Raw genomic sequence first — 16,039 nt, 5'->3', positions numbered from 1 at the left:
TGATGGCTGCTTCAGTCCCTGCACCCAGATTCACCGTTTGAATCAGCTCTGCCAAGGTAGTCAGCACGATCGACTGCAATCGCACCGTTCTCATGACTGAAGATGCTTGAGCAGGAGTCACAGGTTCGGGATGAGTTGAGTAAGTCGGAAACCCAGCTCCAATGTCACCGCACTCTGCTTCGAGCTGCATGACGGTTGCCAGCGTTGCAGGGTCTTTCATGACATCCAGCAGGTTTCCCGTTTGCTCATACTGCCGCTGTAGTGTTTCTTCATCCATAATCTAGTCCTCTAGCCATCTACAGATTGCAACAGCCGCCCATATTCAAAGTACCTCAGATTTTCCCTATCCGGATCTTGCCCACTGGCCATCATATTGCGTTGTCGGTAAAACTCTTCTGATGCAGGAAGTGCATGAAGCCCAACGCGCCCCGCATACCCCAAAGCAAGACTGCGCTGTCGAGCAAATAGAAGCAGGGCAGTACCAACGCCATACAGATAAGGCGGATCTTCCAGGCTTTTCCGATTCCAGGGAGCAGAAGCCAGGGCTTCAACATAAACTAGCGGGTAACGCTGGGGCAACCACGACCGATGCCACCGAGTTTCAAGCCATAGCAGTCCTTGAGTGAGTCCTTCATACTCAATTGCATAAGCTTCAAAGCGATCGTCGTTGACGGATAACCGCTTTTTGGTCGCCCAACTCCAGAATGCGTCGTCCTGCCCAAGCTCTCGAAGAATATCCCGCCAAATGCCTTCAAAATCATCCACATGATTTTGTTGCATTTGGCAGATCTGAGCCTGGACAGTCTGTCCTGATCCAGTTTTAAGAGCAATCACTTGCAGCATAGTTTCCACAAGTTGCCAAACTTCTCTAAAGCGATAGACTCCTCCTCTACTACTGCACCCAAGTAGAGGCGCAGAGTGCAACAGGAAAGGAAGCCAAATACTACGATCGGTTCCCTCGATTTCTGGCAATAATCTCGTAGTTATCATCCCCAATCAGCTTTTCGTGCAGTTCAATATCACTGCGCCGTGGGTAGGGCTTCCCGATCGGCAGTCCTTTGTCGTCTACCTGCCAGTATTGCTTCAGCCCTACTGCGGTCAAGTTGGCTTGCACTTCAGGCGATAGGCAATTGCCTCGAACATAGGTTCTCAAAGGTTCCAGCTCCTACTCGAATTACAACAATCAACGAGCAAGGGGGTTTGCGATACCGTTGGATGAGTTATCGCGCCAACCTCATGAACCGTTCTCAAACGATCGTCTCCATTGCCGCAGCTCTAGAACCAGGCGATTTGATCGGCTATTCGTGCAAGACAGCAAGGTTTACTGTGCGCTGGCTTCAATCTCCCACAATCACTACAGGCATTATCTGGGATATTCATGCCTGGGGAATTCAATGCGTCCCCCAGGATGACGACCGATCAAAATTGCTGGTTGCGGTTCAGTGGTATGAACTTTGCACACCGTTCTAGCTTTGCTTCTTCCGTCCTCTGCCTTTGCTTGCGGTGGTGCGAGGAGCCGCCTTTGATTTAGCGGCTGTTTTGGTAGCCGTTTTGGTGGCGGGTTTAACTGCTGTTTCAGCTGCTGCCGTCTTTGTCCCCGGCTGTCGTCCTCGACGTTTTTTAGGTGCCGCTTCTTCAGCAGGTGCCGTTTCAGCAGGTACTTCAACAGGTTCAGGAGTCAGTTCAGGCGTGCTGACTGCTTCAATGATGGGAAGCGTTTCAGTCTTACGAGGGCGACGGGTGCGGCGCTTGGGTTGCTCCTTCTGGGGCAGATAGGCTTTGAGAGAAGCAGGAGAAATGGGAATGCCATGATCGTGCAGGATAACTGCAATATCAGCATAGCTATAGCCTCGCTCTAATGCCGTGTGGATCGGGTCTGCCAGGGCTGCAACCGCTTCTCTCAGGGTGTATCCTTCCTTTGTCTTTTCAGGAAGCGTAGTGAGGCTATCGGCAATGCTGCTGATTGACGTGGGGGAAACGGCAGAAGAAGAACGAGGCATAATCTTGAAAATTAATGTGACAACTCTAACTTAGTGTACCCTCGAATTTTGACTAATGAATCTTTCGATAGATTCATCAAAAGATCCATCAAATTAAGAAGAAGCGTTTGATCAACGATCGAAGACGCTATCCTCCAAATAGGCACAGGCAGAAGCAATATGAAGTGCTGGGATTGGTCAGCAGCGTGATCAGAACGTTATCTAGGAGGATTAACCATTCAAGATGCTATTGAGTTATGACAACTCGCCCTGGTTCAGGTTCAACGGTCGCAACCAGGATACCGAGAATCTGGTCTACTTCGCTGATGAAATAACTGCTGCTATCAATGTAGGCAGTTTGCCCAATCAGCTTGAGAAACTTCCACTCTGTCCCAGTGGTCACAACTCCGTAAATAATGGGGATGGGTTCACCCTCCTGCTCGTTGAATTGCTTTGCGGCAATCATGCTGGCGATGCACTGTCCCAGCCCAGAAGGAATGTTCTCTCGCTTCGCTTCTACGATCGTCACAACAGGTTGAGTAACAAAGAACTGTTCGGGCGATCGGGCCAGGATAAAATCACAGGTGCCGTTTAATCCACGCTCCAGATCCACATTAAACTCAACACCCGAGAACAAACTGACCTGCCCCTTAAGAACTCGCCTGACTTCTGTGAGCACAGGCATAATAATGAGTTCCGACCGGGCTTTCTCGGTGTTAATGGCGGTTGCCAGTGACAAGTTTTCCTTCAAATTCAACCTAAGCAGTTCACCAGGCTGAACTGGCTCAATCTGAGGAAAAAGCGTCTCAGTCTCAATGGTTGTGATACGAAAGTCGCTTTTGACCTTACTGAGAGTGAAGTTGCTATAAGGCACAGGCGTTGCTCCAAAAGTTCATCAAACCGCTGCGAAAATACCAAAACTTTGAGTTCAATCGTCTATCTTCCAAAACCTTTGATTTTGCCATTGAATCAACGAGGGGAATTAGCCAGTTGTTGCACAAACTCTGCATGTTCTGGCAATCGCGTTCCTTGCTGCACTACCGCTAACACTTGCTGTAAGTTTCCGGTTAACAGAGCTTCGACCGCTAGCCACAACCCTGGAAAGATTTGGCTTCTGATGATGCCATCTGAATCTACAGGCAAGCTCAGGTAATCTCCCTCGCTCAAATAAAACCAATCCAGCTTTTGGTCCAAGACTTGCCAGACAATGTATTCTTGAATGCCATTTCGCCGGTAGGCTGTTTTCTTCGCGTGCAAATCGATCGCTGCACTGCTCGCAGCAATTTCAACGACCAATTCAGGCGCACCTTCAATGTAGTCGTCTTCACTCAATCGCGATTGTCCCCCAGAGGTCTCGTCAATCAGCAGCACTGCATCAGGCTGCGGTTCGTTGTCAAGATCCAGCCTCACAGTTGGCGCATCTGCCGTTGAAACGCCGGGGGTTGCAGCAGCATAAGTTATCAGCCAGCCAATCACCCAGCTATGCGGTTGACCATGACTCCTGAAGCGCAAAGCAGCAGGCAGATAGACGATTCCTTCAATCAATTCAGCTTTCTTGAGCTGAGGCATGGCATTGTAGCGTCGCTCAAACTCGAAACGAGTGAGCCGATCGCCATTTTCGAGAGGGGGAATCTTAGAACCTTGCGTCAGACGGTCAACCATAGCACAGTTCTTACGGACTGACAGAATCAACTTTCATTCTAAGGCTCACGTTTTCCATGTCGCGTCTCACAATCGTTGATCGAGGATTCCTGTAGCCGTTGACATACTCCTACGACTCCGCTTTGCTAAAGTCGTGGGATTCTAAGGGTTCAGACAGAGATTGCAGGCTGAGCCTTTCTGATAGCTCCTAATTCAATCATTGATGCCCGTTCACCATGACTCCGGAACTCGAAGCACAGGCACTTGCAATCCTAGATACTCTTACCTCTACCCCATTTGGGCAATGTATTCCTATCAGCCGATCGTTCAAAGATGTCACGGCAAGTGCCAGTATTTATGCTGTTCGACACCGGGAGCTTGGACTACTCTATGTGGGCAAGACCCGCTACAGTCGTGAACGGTTCCGGGACGGGCACAAAGCTTTCCTCTGGTCCTGGTTAGATCTCTACAGCCCAGAGGATATTAGGCTTCTACTCTACCCCCTCGATTTCGTCCAGCTTCAGACGCTATCATCGAGTTTGGAAGCTATCATCATTGCTGCGGCACAGCCACCTTATAACGCCAGATATCCTGCGAGGGACTAATGCAAACTGTTGGCACACCCCTAACCCCTGAGCAAAGCGACGAGCATCTTAGCCCGATTGCCGCCAAAATGTTTCTGACGGCTCTACCGGAACACATTCAGCGAGCATTGCTAGCGCATTCTCAGGAAACGCAGTACCCGATCGAGATGGTTCTGGAAATGGCGATCGCAGGTTTTCTAGACAGTGAGGCGATCACGTTTGCGGACTGCCACTCTGAATATGTAGACGGTTGACATACTCCCACGGCTAAAGAGCAAGGCTTCCAACCATCCCAGGAGGCTCTTGTGTAACAAGAATTTAGAATCCCATCAGGTACAAAATTAGGAGTGCAAAAAGGAATAGAGCGAGAAGGAGCACCCCGTACCAAAACAGCAAACAAGCCCTTAGGAAATGAGCCACGATCGCATTCCCCAACTTCCGTCCCAGCAGCCCTTTAAGAAAGCCTTTGAGCGGGGTGATCACCTGGTGGTGAATAAAGCGATTGAGGGGAATCAGATCAATAAACGGAATCTCATAGCCGGTGCAATTCTGGAAATCCACTCGCTTGTAGCTTAAGTGCTCCACATCGTGGGCTTTCAATAGGGGAATAATCGGATCTCGTCCAAACAAAAGATTGAGGGCAATCTTACGCCTGAGCGACTGCTTCCAGCCTCTGCTGTTGATGTAGTGGAAATATTGGGGCGATCGATTGTTCTGCTTTCTGTTCACCTTTGGCATGGAGAATTAACCGCCAACAAAACACCCTGCGATCCACCCAGTCTGTCCTGCTCCCAGTTGATTGATCGCAGCACGATCGGGACTGGGATAAAGCGGAGCAGGGGCGATCGCCTCATGCCAAACTATCTCAGCATTCACGACTGTCCTGCCTGTCAGCTGTACCAATTGACCCCGTGCAACCACTCCCAGCACAGCCTCACTCAATAAGCTGGGAGCAGAGCGAAAATTCGCATTGCCCAATTGCCCATTACAGGCAGTAATCCTTTGAACCTTGCTTTGAGCAATTGCAGGGGGTGAGAAAGCGGGGGCAATCGCTTGTCGCTGTGCCCCTGCACTACGCGCGGGAGCGGTCGGCACAGTAGAAGCGATCGGGGTCATTGAAGGTGCAGTGGGTGCAGGAGCAATTGGTGGAGCTGCGCCTTCGATCGCAGCAGCAGAGCGAGACTGAGGAGCAGCTTCAGCACTAAATGCCGTTGTTAAGGAGTTCTGCGACACCGGCACGATCGCATTCGATCGCTTCGCGTAGCCGCCTTCGGCGGATCGCTGCCAGGTCAACAGACTGCTCAATCCCAAAGTTGCTAAGCCCATCAAGAAAACAATTTTGCTCAGTTTCATGAGGATTCGTCTCCAATTAATTCATCAAAACGCTTCCAATCGTTTGGGTCTTCTCCCCACGCTTTACCGGGAAGTTTGCGACCGTTTTCGTAGAGGATTTTGCGAAACTTCCACTTCGCAGCCAGGTATTTAATGCTTGTTCCCGATCGAGGTGTGCCCCAGATTTTTTCAATAGTTTTGCTTTGGTTTTGAAGCTGGTCGTATTGCACGAGCACCCGCTGCACCAGTACGGGAGAAATGCCCGGTGCAAGGGGATTTTCTGGTGCGGCACCGGAAGAGTAATCGGTGGGGTGAGCACCTGTAAAATCCTGGTGCAGTAAGTCTTCAAGCCGCCGCACTATCTCTGGTGCGGCACCCGTGCGATCGGGTCCCGCACCGGAACCTGCACCGTCCGCACCAGAGTCCGCACCGGAGTTTGTTGTGTCTTGCACCGATCGATCAGCTTCATCCAATTGAGTTTGGTCGAGTTCACTTTCAAGAAATTCACTCTCCTCTTCCTCATCGGTTTCAGTTGCTTCTAAAAGCGGAATCGTGAAGGCTGAAAGATAAGCATCAGGGGCAGGCATTTGCGCGAGATAAGGTTGCTCATTCGGCAATGCAAATAAGCCATAGTATTTGTATTGCTTGTCTTTCGTTTTGAAGTAGCGTTCGCGTCTGAGGCGATACTGCGCTTCTAAGTCTGACTTTTCTGTGCCCTTGCAGCGGTAGTTAATGCCGATCGAAATTGCCCCGCCCATAAACAGGAGCCCCAGGTTCTCCAAATCCACCACGTTGATTTTGAGCTGGTTTGCCATCAGGTTTTGCCCAGCAATCAGGGTCAGCACTCCCAGTTCTGCCCCCATGCGCCACAGTCGCAGGAGGTAGGTGGATACGGCAAACTTGGGGGGAAAGTCATGGTCTTTTAGCCATTCCAGATCGTCAGGGTCCACCGGCTGGTTAAAGCGGCTGATGACTTCGTTGATTTCATCAAAAAAATAAATGCGCTGGTCGTGGCTGAACTCGCGCAAGGGACGATCGCTTCGGTAATCGGCTTCCCTCAATTCAATGCGGCGCTGCACTTCATCGGCGGCTTCCCGCAGTCCCTTCAGGCATTCTTTGGCTCCCAGATAGCGGGGTTTGAGAACCTTCAAAGCCGTGGAGAGCTTGGCATCCCCGACAATGAGCTGAGCGTTGCCGCCCAATCGCCGCTGCATGACGGCGAGGATATTGTTGATGCAGACTGTTTTGCCCATCCGCGTCGGACCAAATAAGCCGATGTGGTAGCAGCTTTCAACGAATTGCTCGAAGTGCTCCTGTAGGGGTTCGGGAATCGCTTCAGCGGCACGGCGGGCTTCGGCTTCCCAATCCACGCCGGAGGTATCGATTGTGAGACGAATCTGCCGGTGCAGGAGTTCTAAGTCCGGCATGGTGCGACAGCCTGGAACTACGCCTCGGATGCCTTCTTTCACGCGCTCTAGCCGCTTGAAGGCATCAATGAGGGTTTCAGCGTATTTGCCTTTGTCGTTTTTGCCAGGAGCGATCGCGAGGATACCAAACGACAATCGAAACTTGGCTTTACCGTAAGGGGTCACGAGGGGCGATCGGACGATGATGCCCTGCTCGTAGAGGTAGGCAATCACCCGATCCGCGAGGAGTTCTTCGGTGGTTGTGCCTTCCACATATTGGGGCTGCTGCAGATTGTAGAGATAAAGCCGCTGGGATTCGATCGTCGCTTCTTGATCTGCAATCAGTCGCCTATAGTTCTCAATTTCCTTTTGGCACATCTCAACCAGGGCGTTGTGCTGTTTTTCAAACTCTTCAATCAGCAGCTGACGCTGATGATCCAGATCTTGCTCTAGCTTGGCGGCACGGGCACTGAGCTGCGATCGTGCTTCACGCTCCGTCGCATCCAGTTCAACTGCCTTTTCTTCTGCCCAGGCATGGATGGCATCGCGTTCGGCTTTGAGCTGATTTTTAGCAGCTTCGAGTTCAGCCGTTTGAACTTCCAGCCGTTCCCACTGACTTTGCCAGGACTGCGTCAGCCGTTGCTTTTCCGTCTCAAACTCCACCTGCTGGTTTGCCAGTGCCTGCCTCAGTTGCAACAGTTCAAATTCCTTTTGCTGCAACAGCTTGGCGGAGTGATCGATCGTCACCTGGATCTGCTGAGTCGCTTGCGCGTCGTAGTACTGCTGGATTTCCCACTGTTTCTGCTGAAGGGCAAGCTGGTGAGTCGCCTCCAATCGGGTCATCTGCAACTGGTGCAAAGCGGTGGCTTCGGCGATCGGGTCATAGATCTCCACTTCCGGGTCACGATACAAGGCAGCTACCGCGCAGGCTGCACCCCCTAGCCGGATTGTCCACATCAACGTTGCAAGCAGAGGCTGCTGCGGGCGAATCCCAAAGGTGAGAGTGCTACAGGTTGCGAGGACCAGGAGCCATAGGCGCGGCTTCGTCTCGCGGGTGGGACGAGCTGCCAGGGGACGCAGAGGGTTATCCGTGGGGATGATTTGCGGGTAGGAAGTCATGGGACGGCACAAACATGAAGCGTTGGGGCAGGAGGGAGAAGGACTAGAACAAACCTAGGAGAACCCCGATCGCCCCCATCACCAGGGGCAGGGCTTGCTCGACTCGCAGCAGGGTTGTTTGCAGGTCATGCTGGGCATCGGGAGTCAGATCAAGCTCTTGCTCCACAAGCTCAGATTGGATGAGGTAGGAGAAGCTTTCAACGTCCTTCTGGAGGCGTTTTGCAGCTTTGATCTGGCGGCGACGAAGCATTTTCAGCCATTTCATCCACGCCGCCAGTCCAAACACCAGGGCAATCACGATCGCAATCAGCGTGACACCCTGAGGAATCGGTGGAATCAGCCACACCACCTTTAAGAGTTGAGCCACCACGCCAGAGACGAGGAGAGCCGACAAACCCACCGCGATACGTTGTTCCATAAGGGTTGGGTGATGCCGCCCCACGAGGGCAGAGCGGCAAAAACGACAAGAGAACGGTCTAGTTGAGGTTGGCGTTAGCAGCACTCACACCGGGGAACGAGAAGGAACGCGGCAAGCCGACGCGAATCTCTTTTTCGCGGAACTCACTGCGGCGATCGTCATTGTGGAACGTCGCTTCACCGAGAGTGAGGTTCAGCGATTCGAGGCGTTGCCGGAAGATATCGCGGTTGAGTTCGACCGACTGAGTCTCGAAGCTCAAGCGGTCTTGTGTGCCCGTGATTTCAACCTCGCTAATCGATCGCTCTACTTCCGTCCGCTTCAAGTTATTCCGCAAGGTGTCGGTACGAACCTGCTCGACGGAGAGCTTAATTTCTTCCTGGCGGTATTGCTCCTGCGCTACCTCAACGCTTTTTTGCTTGCGCTTAGTAACCCACTTTTCGCGTTCAAGATCGGCTTGCAATCCCTCGACCTTGACGGCACGAATTTGCCGCAGAATGCGTTCGGACTGAACTTTGAAATCGGATTCTGAAATGCCAGCAGGCATAGGGATAGGTCTCCTTTTTTGACGGTGGATGTTCCATCTCCGCCCTCGGACTACTGGGGAGTTGCCGGAGGGGTGGAGTAGGGAACGGGGTTTGTCGGAGCAGCCGGAGCCACGGGGGCGACCGGGGCAACGGGAGTCGGGGCAATTGGGGTAACCGGGGCGGCAGTCGTGGGGTCAGGCTGGGAAACTGGATCAGCCGATCGACTGAATAGAAATCCAAACAAGGCAACTAGTCCAAAGGCAAAGGCAACCAAGCCAATCAGCATCTGCATCCCTTCCGATCGCATCAGGGCAATCAGGTCGTCAAACCCGCCACTGCCCTGGAGGAAAAAAGCTTGGGGTTGGGGAACGGCGTTCATCAACGTCGTGGCTTGGCTGACGCTGGCTTCCTGGGCAGCAAGGGTCATCTGCTGGATGGCTTCAAACTGCTGGAGCGTGATTTTTTGCTGCTCAAACAAGAGTTCTGCCTCAGTGAGTGCTTTGGGGCGATCGTTCAGGCGAGCCAGGGCAGACTGCACCTGGGGCAGGACTTGTTGAGCCACCTGGGCAGCTACAGCGGGAGCCAGGTGCGGGGCAAGCTGCTGGGCGATCTGCACGGCGGGATTATCGCTCTGGGTGGCAGCATACGCCGGAGTGATCAATGGAGGAGTGACGGTGTGATCCGCATGTCCATCGGATCTCGTGGTTATGGAAGTGGACGCAGGGACACGGCGCTGCGCGGGGGCATAAGGATCGAGGTCGCTGGGCGATGTGGCATAAGGCTGCACAGCGTGCGGTGGGAGGGGGACGATCCCGGCAGCAGGGTCTCGCGGTGGGGGTGGCGACGGTGAGGAGCCTTGCGGCGGCGGCAGATAAGGTTGCAGAGCGGTTTTGAAGGCTTCTGCCTGGGGGGTAGCGGCGGCGTTGGCAAGCTTCAGTAAGCCTGTGGCGCTATAGAAAATGCGTTCGATCGAGCCGGGTCCAGATTGGCGCAGGAAGTCCACGTTTTCAACCAGGAGCGGGCGGAATTTCCGCAGTCCGTGGTCAGTGAGCCCAAGAGCAGGCAGCACCAGAGCAGTGGGGAGCAGAATGCCGTAGTCGGGGTCAGCGTAGGGAGTGAGGTTAATCGCGGTCATGAGGATATCTCCTGATGGGTTAAGAGCGTCAAGGGTTCGATCGATCTAAAGGAACCGATCGGGTGATACGCAAGATGAGGACGTTATGGCACGATCGGGGCAATCCTTCTTGAGTCTCCGGCAGGTCTCGCACCGACCAATTGCAGGGGACTCTTACCTGTGTACGAGACTGGGAGCTGGGGAAGTTTGAGAGGTTCTTGCAGCTGGGAGAGTGGCAACTAGCAGCACCGCAGCGAGGACGATCAAAGAAGCGATCGCGGCAAGGGTTGCTCCTCGCGTTAGGCAGATTGTTGTTGAGGGGGATCGGTGGAAATTGAGAGCAAGCCCAGCTTTTTTGCCAGCTCCACCCGTGCCAAGTCGGTTGCCTGCACCATGCTGCCAATCTCGGCGATTGCAAGTTCTGTGCCCAATCTTGAGCCTTTTTGCGTCGCGTTTTGCTTCAGGGCATCTTCCAGCGTCCGATCGTTGCTGACAAACTGCTGCAAGGTTGTATTCAGGCTATTAATGGCTTCAGTCAGGCGATCCGTAGAATCAACCACGGTGAGACGCAAGGGCTGAAGGGGATAAACCGGAAGCGGCACATCAGACGGTCGTCGCGTGATGCTAGAAGCAAGTGATGGGTCAGTTGGCTGATTTTGAATCTGAGCTGCTTGATAAGCAGCAACCAGTTCCGGGTTCTGCTCCCAAATCTGAGTTTTCCAGGCTTCAAACGGTAAGCCTGAAGTCCGGTATTGCCCCATCAGTTCCACACAAAGGGGGCTGTACCGCTCATCTGGCAACTTGAGGTCAATCTCACTGAACCAGGGGCAGGCTTCTTTGACCTTCTGGAACCATTGCTGCACCGATTTGCGGGACACGCCGTAATATTCGGCGATTGCTTTGGTGAATTGAGGTTCGACAGGTTGCCAGAGGGGAGGTTGGTTCGTACGACCTTCGCGGGAAGTGGCAGGGGAAGTCGCAGCCACCTCGCGCTCAGCTTCGGGGGCGGGTAGCAGGCCAGCTTCTTGGAAAAGGGCAATCGGATCTTGCGTCGGCTGGAATGCGGACACCTCAATGCTTTTAGCCATGATTCGTAATCCTGTGAAAGAGGTTCGGGGGTAGGAAACTGGCTACTGAGTCGTTGGTGAGAAGTTTGTATGCAGTTCCTACGAATCATGCTAGTTTAGGTTCAGAACTTAGTCAACAAGGTTCTGAACCTTTGCGGTAAGTTTCAATGAAGTTCAGCATAGGAGATACGATATTCATGGACAGCCCAATATTCCTTCAAGACGTGCCTACGAAAAGAGAGCGGATCACCTTTGTCTGTGATCTCGAATTAAAAGAGTTTTTGGAGAAGTTAGCGAGCACTGAAAAGCGGTCGCTCTCAAATTTCGTTGAAAAGATACTTGAAGATGTGGCTAAGCAGAGTGGCTATAACCCACCAGAGGAAAATCAGGGTAAATAATTCTCCCTTAGACCAGCATCCTCTGTATTAGACTCATCCCCTCAGCCTTTCTACGTCTCTAGCAATCTGAGTCTTTGTTCTCGGCAAATTTCTGCCTCAAATCGATTTGGTTGCAGATTTTCGACTGCCGAAATTGTTCTCTTAGAAGACAAATTGCTAATTCTCGCAATCCTGAATTTTCTAGGATTGGGTTGAGTTTTGCAGCCAGAAGGCAAAAAGAAAGCGATCGCTAACTTTCCACGGCAAGCGATCACTTCCTAAATATTTTTCATCAATCTACAAGCCATGATACCAAATTCTTCCTGGCAAGGCACACCCCTTGCACCGGATCAGCTTTTTAGTGCTGGTTTTCGGGACGGCATGAATGCTCGTGCCCCTCATCCACAGTTTCAAGACAACACCCACTACCTCAAAGGCTATGCGGAGGGCTGCCGCTCCACTACCGAAAACCCAGAGCTGACTGCCTTTTGTCGAATTTCTGATCTTACGACTGCCCTACATTCAGTTCACCGCTGGGAACAGGATCGAGAACGATTGGGGTTTGGCAAAGTTGCTCTGGGCTACCGCGATCGGTACTGGATAGTCCTGGTCACTAAAGACCTACATGACGCGGTGATGCCCTTCTAAATCAATTTGATTGCAGGCGATCGCCCTTCCCAGTTGGAGAGAGGCGATCGCTCCCTTGTCATTTGTCCACCCTTTTGAAACCCACTTCTGTTGTGGGTCAACTTTGCAATGCAAAAATCCACTGCCTTTCCCCGTCCGGCTTTTCCTCAAGCGCAAACCGATCCCGAAGAAGTTCTGGGAAATTCGATCGTCCTCGATCTTGACCAATTCCCAGAACTCCAATGGATCTCCCGTTACCTCGCTGCTCTGCACAAGCTCCAGGCTGAACGCGATCGTCTTGCTCAGGATATTCGTGCAATTGAGCAAGAGGGTGAGGTGTACTTTGACCAGTGGGTCGAACCCTATACGAAAACCAAAAATGGGAAGCAGTACACCTACCACCAGCTACGGTGGCTCACAGGCGAGTACAAAAAATCGGGTCAACCCAAAGTCAAAACCAAGCACCTCTCCCATCAGCAGGTAGGCGAAGTCCGAGCGGCGATCGAGCGAGGGCAGCAGGTAAAAGCCCTCCAGGAGCAGCAATCGCTAATTGAAGCACAGATAGTTCGTCTGAGGCAGCTTGTGCGGAACGCAGGAAGACGGATGCAACGGTTGAGTCAACCTTCTCGTACAGGGAGGAGATGATGATGGCTTATAAAACATTGGAAGCAAACTCCATCCCTATTCCACCCCAACTGGCAGGCTTGCTGAAGCAAACACTGGGTAAATCTGGAACGGGGTTTGATGAGAGTGCTTTCTTGCAGCAGTTGCATTACTGGACAGTTAATTCAGCAGTATCCGGCTGGGTTGCCGATGGCATTAAATGGGTCTACAACTCGCTCAAGTCCTGGCAGGAGCAGTTTCCCTGGATGACCCAGTATGGGTTGAGGAAGGCGATCGCTAATCTAAAAAAGCTTGGACTGATTCAAACGGCTCAGCATTGGATTACTTCTTACAAGCGCGTTATGTTTTATCGGATTGACTACGATCGGTTGTCGGCTTTTGCTGGAACCGTATGCGATCTTGTCACACTTCGATGTGCAAACAGTGATCCGATCGATGTGCTGAATAATCGCACAACAGATACAGAGACTTCTTCAGACAATTCTCTTTCAGAACAACAAACGGCTTTTGTTGTTGTTTCTCAAATGAATGAGGAAGAGACTGGATCTGCTGAAACTGGGAAAGCGGCGGGCGGTGAGCAGGGTTCTGGTGTAGAAGTGGACAGCGCAATGGAGGGGACTCTTTCCCCAGCCAGTTCTGGGGAAGTTGTTGAAATTCAATCCGCAGAATTCCCAGAACTTGCAGAAGAGGTGGCTGAGGCAATTGGGTATCCTCCGAACACTCCTTTACCTACGGCTCTCAAGGAGGCAATCGAGCGGTTTCCGGATCGCGTGAAGCCTGCAATTGCCTATCTACGTCAGCAGCAGCAAAAGCGGCAGATCAAGAATCCAATGGGGTATCTGTATGAGGCGATTGTAAAAGGATGGAATGTGCAAATTGAAAAGCACTCAATTTTGCCAAAAGGGTTCAACGAGTGGTTTGATTATATGAAGCGGCAGGGGTTAGTTATTGCAGCAACAACGATCGATGGAATTCATCATACACTGCATATTCAACAAGGTTGGATACCCACGATGGAAGCTATGCGGAAATACTCAATGGCTGCTGCCAACCATTAATGAGCATTCACGTCTAGGAGAATTTAAAACATTTCCAGGTTTATACTTCAGGGTATAAGCTTACACTTAATAAATAGATTGTATCAGTCCTAACAGAAGATAAAATAATGAGCAAAAATCCTGTCAAGTGTGAAATTACAGCCGCATACGTTCAAAACGCAGTAGATGTCATTCTCAAGACATTGGGCGAACCTCAGACAGCACAGCAGAAGCAAGCATTGCAGTCATTCCGGGATGGCGATTCAACTCTAATCAAGCGGCTGTCAATCGCAAATTTACAGGACAACTACATCAAGTGCTTAGGCTATTTGATTTCTGCTCCTAAGCTCACTCCTCAAACAGACACAATTCTGGCTGAATCAGCCCGTGCTGCGGCTGATCATGTTCGCGATTTAACCCTGACCAGTTTGAGTAATGCAATTCTGAAAGATGCAATGATCATTAGCAATGATTAAAACTTAGTTTTCGCGAGAAATGTCTGTCAGTATCAGGAATTAGATGAGTTTCAGTCCCGCAAGCGGGATTCAGGTTTTAGCGAGTCCAGTTCCTCTAAAAGCTTGTCCTCAGTGTAATCACTTGTTTCAGTCCCGCAAGCGGGATTCAGATTTTAGCGAGTTCCCCCCATCTGTTGCTAGTGGCTTCTGGACGTGGGGTTTCAGTCCCGCAAGCGGGATTCAGATTTTAGCGAGATTCATATCGTTGAAATGACCGAGCATGATTTCAAAGTTTCAGTCCCGCAAGCGGGATTCAGATTTTAGCGAGCACGCGAAACCTCCTTTGTTAAGTGAAGGCCCTACAGGGTTTCAGTCCCGCAAGCGGGATTCAGATTTTAGCGAGTTTTAACTGTCCTTCGGTCTTAGGTCATTTGGATTGTTTCAGTCCCGCAAGCGGGATTCAGATTTTAGCGAGTATCAGTGGGTACAGCAGGGGGGACAGTTTAAGAAGTTTCAGTCCCGCAAGCGGGATTCAGATTTTAGCGAGCCTACGGTAACTTTAACGAATAACGCTGATATCTATGTTTCAGTCCCGCAAGCGGGATTCAGATTTTAGCGAGCCGGTTACCTGGGGTGGTACAGGCAACGTGGAGATGTTTCAGTCCCGCAAGCGGGATTCAGATTTTAGCGAGACAAGCCTTCGCCAGTTGCCAGGAGCAGATCAAAGTTTCAGTCCCGCAAGCGGGATTCAGATTTTAGCGAGCCTGTTCAACAGAAAAAGCGATATTACCTTTGTTGTTCGTTTCAGTCCCGCAAGCGGGATTCAGATTTTAGCGAGAGCAACACACATAAAACGTTCCAGCCGATCGGGGTGTTTCAGTCCCGCAAGCGGGATTCAGATTTTAGCGAGTTTCTACAAAAAACTCTTTCGTGCTGGCTACGATCGGTTTCAGTCCCGCAAGCGGGATTCAGATTTTAGCGAGCTGCACTCTGGGATGATTTTGATCTGCTTGAAGTAGAGTTTCAGTCCCGCAAGCGGGATTCAGATTTTAGCGAGATCTGTTCTGGTTACTCTCAGTCTGGTTCCAAAAGGGTTTCAGTCCCGCAAGCGGGATTCAGATTTTAGCGAGCCAATCCCTGCAAATATTGTTTCGTTATCCCTATGGTTAGTTTCAGTCCCGCAAGCGGGATTCAGATTTTAGCGAGACTTGAAGGACACTCAGGTGCGCACGATTCCAGTGTTTCAGTCCCGCAAGCGGGATTCAGATTTTAGCGAGTATTTCGCCACGTCGCTGTAATTCCCTGAGTGCTGTTTCAGTCCCGCAAGCGGGATTCAGATTTTAGCGAGCGGACTAGATAGGTTCGCTCCTCTGGAATGATTGGGGTTTCAGTCCCGCAAGCGGGATTCAGATTTTAGCGAGCGACAATGACAATTCAAACGATTCAAATAATTTCCTGTTTCAGTCCCGCAAGCGGGATTCAGATTTTAGCGAGCTGGAAACTTACCTTGCAAAACTCAACTCAGGCGAAATGTTTCAGTCCCGCAAGCGGGATTCAGATTTTAGCGAGTCCGTAGCCTAAAGCTCTTACTACAAGCCATTTCCAGAGGCTGTTTTGGCAAACCTCAAAATTTGAGCCGATTCAGAGCTTCAAAAGACAGGCGATCGCCCCTTTTCAAGACGATTTAGATTCTCGAGCTTATTGATTTGTCAAGGTTCTAGCCATTTTCGCAAAC

Annotated in this window: 21 protein-coding genes and 1 CRISPR repeat array; of the genes, 8 read left to right on the top strand and 13 right to left on the bottom strand. The window is 51.3% G+C overall.

Going from position 1 to position 16,039, the window contains the following annotated elements; genetic code table 11:
* From H6F80_RS07295 to H6F80_RS07285, 3 genes are all read right to left on the bottom strand, one after another.
* Window positions 1-277, bottom strand: a 277-nt coding sequence (locus H6F80_RS07295; RefSeq protein WP_518523538.1) for an RNA-binding protein, incomplete at its 3' end; no start/stop codon positions are given.
* A gap of 11 nt (window positions 278-288) precedes the next feature.
* The gene (locus H6F80_RS07290; protein WP_190790925.1) at window positions 289-843 is read right to left on the bottom strand and encodes a hypothetical protein; all 555 of its coding nucleotides are present in this window, start codon (window positions 841-843) and stop codon (window positions 289-291) included.
* A 100-nt stretch (window positions 844-943) separates the two neighbouring features.
* Window positions 944-1,153, bottom strand: a complete 210-nt coding sequence (locus H6F80_RS07285) for a hypothetical protein (RefSeq protein ID WP_190790924.1) — start codon at window positions 1,151-1,153, stop codon at window positions 944-946.
* An 83-nt stretch (window positions 1,154-1,236) separates the two neighbouring features.
* On the opposite strand from H6F80_RS07285, the gene H6F80_RS07280 reads away from it, so the two are divergent.
* Window positions 1,237-1,470 carry a hypothetical protein gene (locus H6F80_RS07280; protein WP_190790923.1) on the top strand — a complete coding sequence of 78 codons (234 nt, stop codon included), beginning with the start codon at window positions 1,237-1,239 and terminating at the stop codon, window positions 1,468-1,470.
* On the opposite strand, the gene H6F80_RS07275 is transcribed toward H6F80_RS07280, so the two are convergent.
* The 3 genes from H6F80_RS07275 to H6F80_RS07265 all read right to left on the bottom strand — a co-directional run bounded on the left by H6F80_RS07275 (window position 1,467) and on the right by H6F80_RS07265 (window position 3,641).
* Window positions 1,467-2,000, bottom strand: coding sequence for a hypothetical protein (locus tag H6F80_RS07275; RefSeq protein ID WP_190790922.1), 534 nt, complete (start codon window positions 1,998-2,000; stop codon window positions 1,467-1,469). The genes H6F80_RS07280 and H6F80_RS07275 overlap by 4 nt on opposite strands.
* Before the next feature lie 226 nt (window positions 2,001-2,226).
* Window positions 2,227-2,853 (bottom strand): hypothetical protein, encoded by a 627-nt coding sequence (locus tag H6F80_RS07270; RefSeq protein WP_190790921.1) that lies wholly within the window; start codon window positions 2,851-2,853, stop codon window positions 2,227-2,229.
* Between the two features lie 95 nt (window positions 2,854-2,948).
* The gene (locus H6F80_RS07265) at window positions 2,949-3,641 is read right to left on the bottom strand and encodes a Uma2 family endonuclease (RefSeq protein WP_190790920.1); all 693 of its coding nucleotides are present in this window, start codon (window positions 3,639-3,641) and stop codon (window positions 2,949-2,951) included.
* A gap of 215 nt (window positions 3,642-3,856) precedes the next feature.
* Here H6F80_RS07265 and H6F80_RS07260 point away from each other — a divergent pair, with 215 nt between their 5' ends.
* Both H6F80_RS07260 and H6F80_RS07255 read left to right on the top strand, forming a co-directional pair.
* The gene (locus H6F80_RS07260; RefSeq protein WP_190790919.1) at window positions 3,857-4,225 is read left to right on the top strand and encodes a GIY-YIG nuclease family protein; all 369 of its coding nucleotides are present in this window, start codon (window positions 3,857-3,859) and stop codon (window positions 4,223-4,225) included.
* Window positions 4,225-4,458: a hypothetical protein gene (locus H6F80_RS07255; protein WP_190790918.1), complete on the top strand. Its 234-nt coding sequence runs from the start codon at window positions 4,225-4,227 to the stop codon at window positions 4,456-4,458. Before H6F80_RS07260 ends, H6F80_RS07255 begins: the two co-directional genes overlap by 1 nt.
* Before the next feature lie 64 nt (window positions 4,459-4,522).
* On the opposite strand, the gene H6F80_RS07250 is transcribed toward H6F80_RS07255, so the two are convergent.
* The 7 genes from H6F80_RS07250 to H6F80_RS07220 form a co-directional block, all read right to left on the bottom strand.
* The gene (locus H6F80_RS07250; RefSeq protein WP_206755046.1) at window positions 4,523-4,942 is read right to left on the bottom strand and encodes a hypothetical protein; all 420 of its coding nucleotides are present in this window, start codon (window positions 4,940-4,942) and stop codon (window positions 4,523-4,525) included.
* A 6-nt stretch (window positions 4,943-4,948) separates the two neighbouring features.
* Window positions 4,949-5,557, bottom strand: coding sequence for a hypothetical protein (locus H6F80_RS07245; protein ID WP_190790916.1), 609 nt, complete (start codon window positions 5,555-5,557; stop codon window positions 4,949-4,951).
* Window positions 5,554-8,061, bottom strand: coding sequence for a hypothetical protein (locus H6F80_RS07240; RefSeq protein ID WP_190790915.1), 2,508 nt, complete (start codon window positions 8,059-8,061; stop codon window positions 5,554-5,556). The genes H6F80_RS07245 and H6F80_RS07240 overlap by 4 nt, the downstream gene beginning before the upstream one ends.
* 43 nt (window positions 8,062-8,104) lie before the next feature.
* Window positions 8,105-8,479, bottom strand: a complete 375-nt coding sequence (locus tag H6F80_RS07235; RefSeq protein ID WP_190790914.1) for a hypothetical protein — start codon at window positions 8,477-8,479, stop codon at window positions 8,105-8,107.
* A gap of 58 nt (window positions 8,480-8,537) precedes the next feature.
* Window positions 8,538-9,023 (bottom strand): hypothetical protein, encoded by a 486-nt coding sequence (locus H6F80_RS07230; protein ID WP_190790913.1) that lies wholly within the window; start codon window positions 9,021-9,023, stop codon window positions 8,538-8,540.
* 50 nt (window positions 9,024-9,073) lie between these two features.
* On the bottom strand, window positions 9,074-10,138 hold the full coding sequence (locus tag H6F80_RS07225; protein WP_190790912.1) for a hypothetical protein: 1,065 nt from the start codon (window positions 10,136-10,138) through the stop codon (window positions 9,074-9,076).
* Window positions 10,139-10,416: 278 nt separating this feature from the next.
* Window positions 10,417-11,205, bottom strand: coding sequence for a hypothetical protein (locus H6F80_RS07220; protein WP_190790911.1), 789 nt, complete (start codon window positions 11,203-11,205; stop codon window positions 10,417-10,419).
* 176 nt (window positions 11,206-11,381) lie between these two features.
* Here H6F80_RS07220 and H6F80_RS07215 point away from each other — a divergent pair, with 176 nt between their 5' ends.
* The 5 genes from H6F80_RS07215 to H6F80_RS07195 all read left to right on the top strand — a co-directional run bounded on the left by H6F80_RS07215 (window position 11,382) and on the right by H6F80_RS07195 (window position 14,325).
* A complete protein-coding gene (locus H6F80_RS07215) occupies window positions 11,382-11,582 on the top strand; it encodes a hypothetical protein (protein ID WP_190790910.1) in 201 nt (66 codons plus the stop codon).
* 285 nt (window positions 11,583-11,867) lie between these two features.
* Entirely contained in the window at window positions 11,868-12,209 is a 342-nt protein-coding gene (locus tag H6F80_RS07210; protein ID WP_190790909.1) for a hypothetical protein, read from the top strand.
* Between the two features lie 108 nt (window positions 12,210-12,317).
* Window positions 12,318-12,833, top strand: coding sequence for a hypothetical protein (locus H6F80_RS07205; RefSeq protein ID WP_190790908.1), 516 nt, complete (start codon window positions 12,318-12,320; stop codon window positions 12,831-12,833).
* 2 nt (window positions 12,834-12,835) lie between these two features.
* Complete coding sequence (locus H6F80_RS07200; protein WP_190790907.1) at window positions 12,836-13,870, top strand: hypothetical protein; 1,035 nt, start codon at window positions 12,836-12,838, stop codon at window positions 13,868-13,870.
* A gap of 107 nt (window positions 13,871-13,977) precedes the next feature.
* Window positions 13,978-14,325 carry a hypothetical protein gene (locus H6F80_RS07195; RefSeq protein WP_190790906.1) on the top strand — a complete coding sequence of 116 codons (348 nt, stop codon included), beginning with the start codon at window positions 13,978-13,980 and terminating at the stop codon, window positions 14,323-14,325.
* A 47-nt stretch (window positions 14,326-14,372) separates the two neighbouring features.
* Window positions 14,373-15,873: direct repeats of the CRISPR family, unit length 37 nt; unit sequence GTTTCAGTCCCGCAAGCGGGATTCAGATTTTAGCGAG.
* Between the last annotated feature and the right edge of the window lie 166 nt (window positions 15,874-16,039).

This window comes from Leptolyngbya sp. FACHB-711 (genome assembly GCF_014695615.1).
GTDB lineage: Bacteria > Cyanobacteriota > Cyanobacteriia > Elainellales > Elainellaceae > Leptolyngbya_A.
Note: the sequence above shows the minus strand (reverse complement) of the source record. Positions and strands in the feature narration are given on the sequence as shown.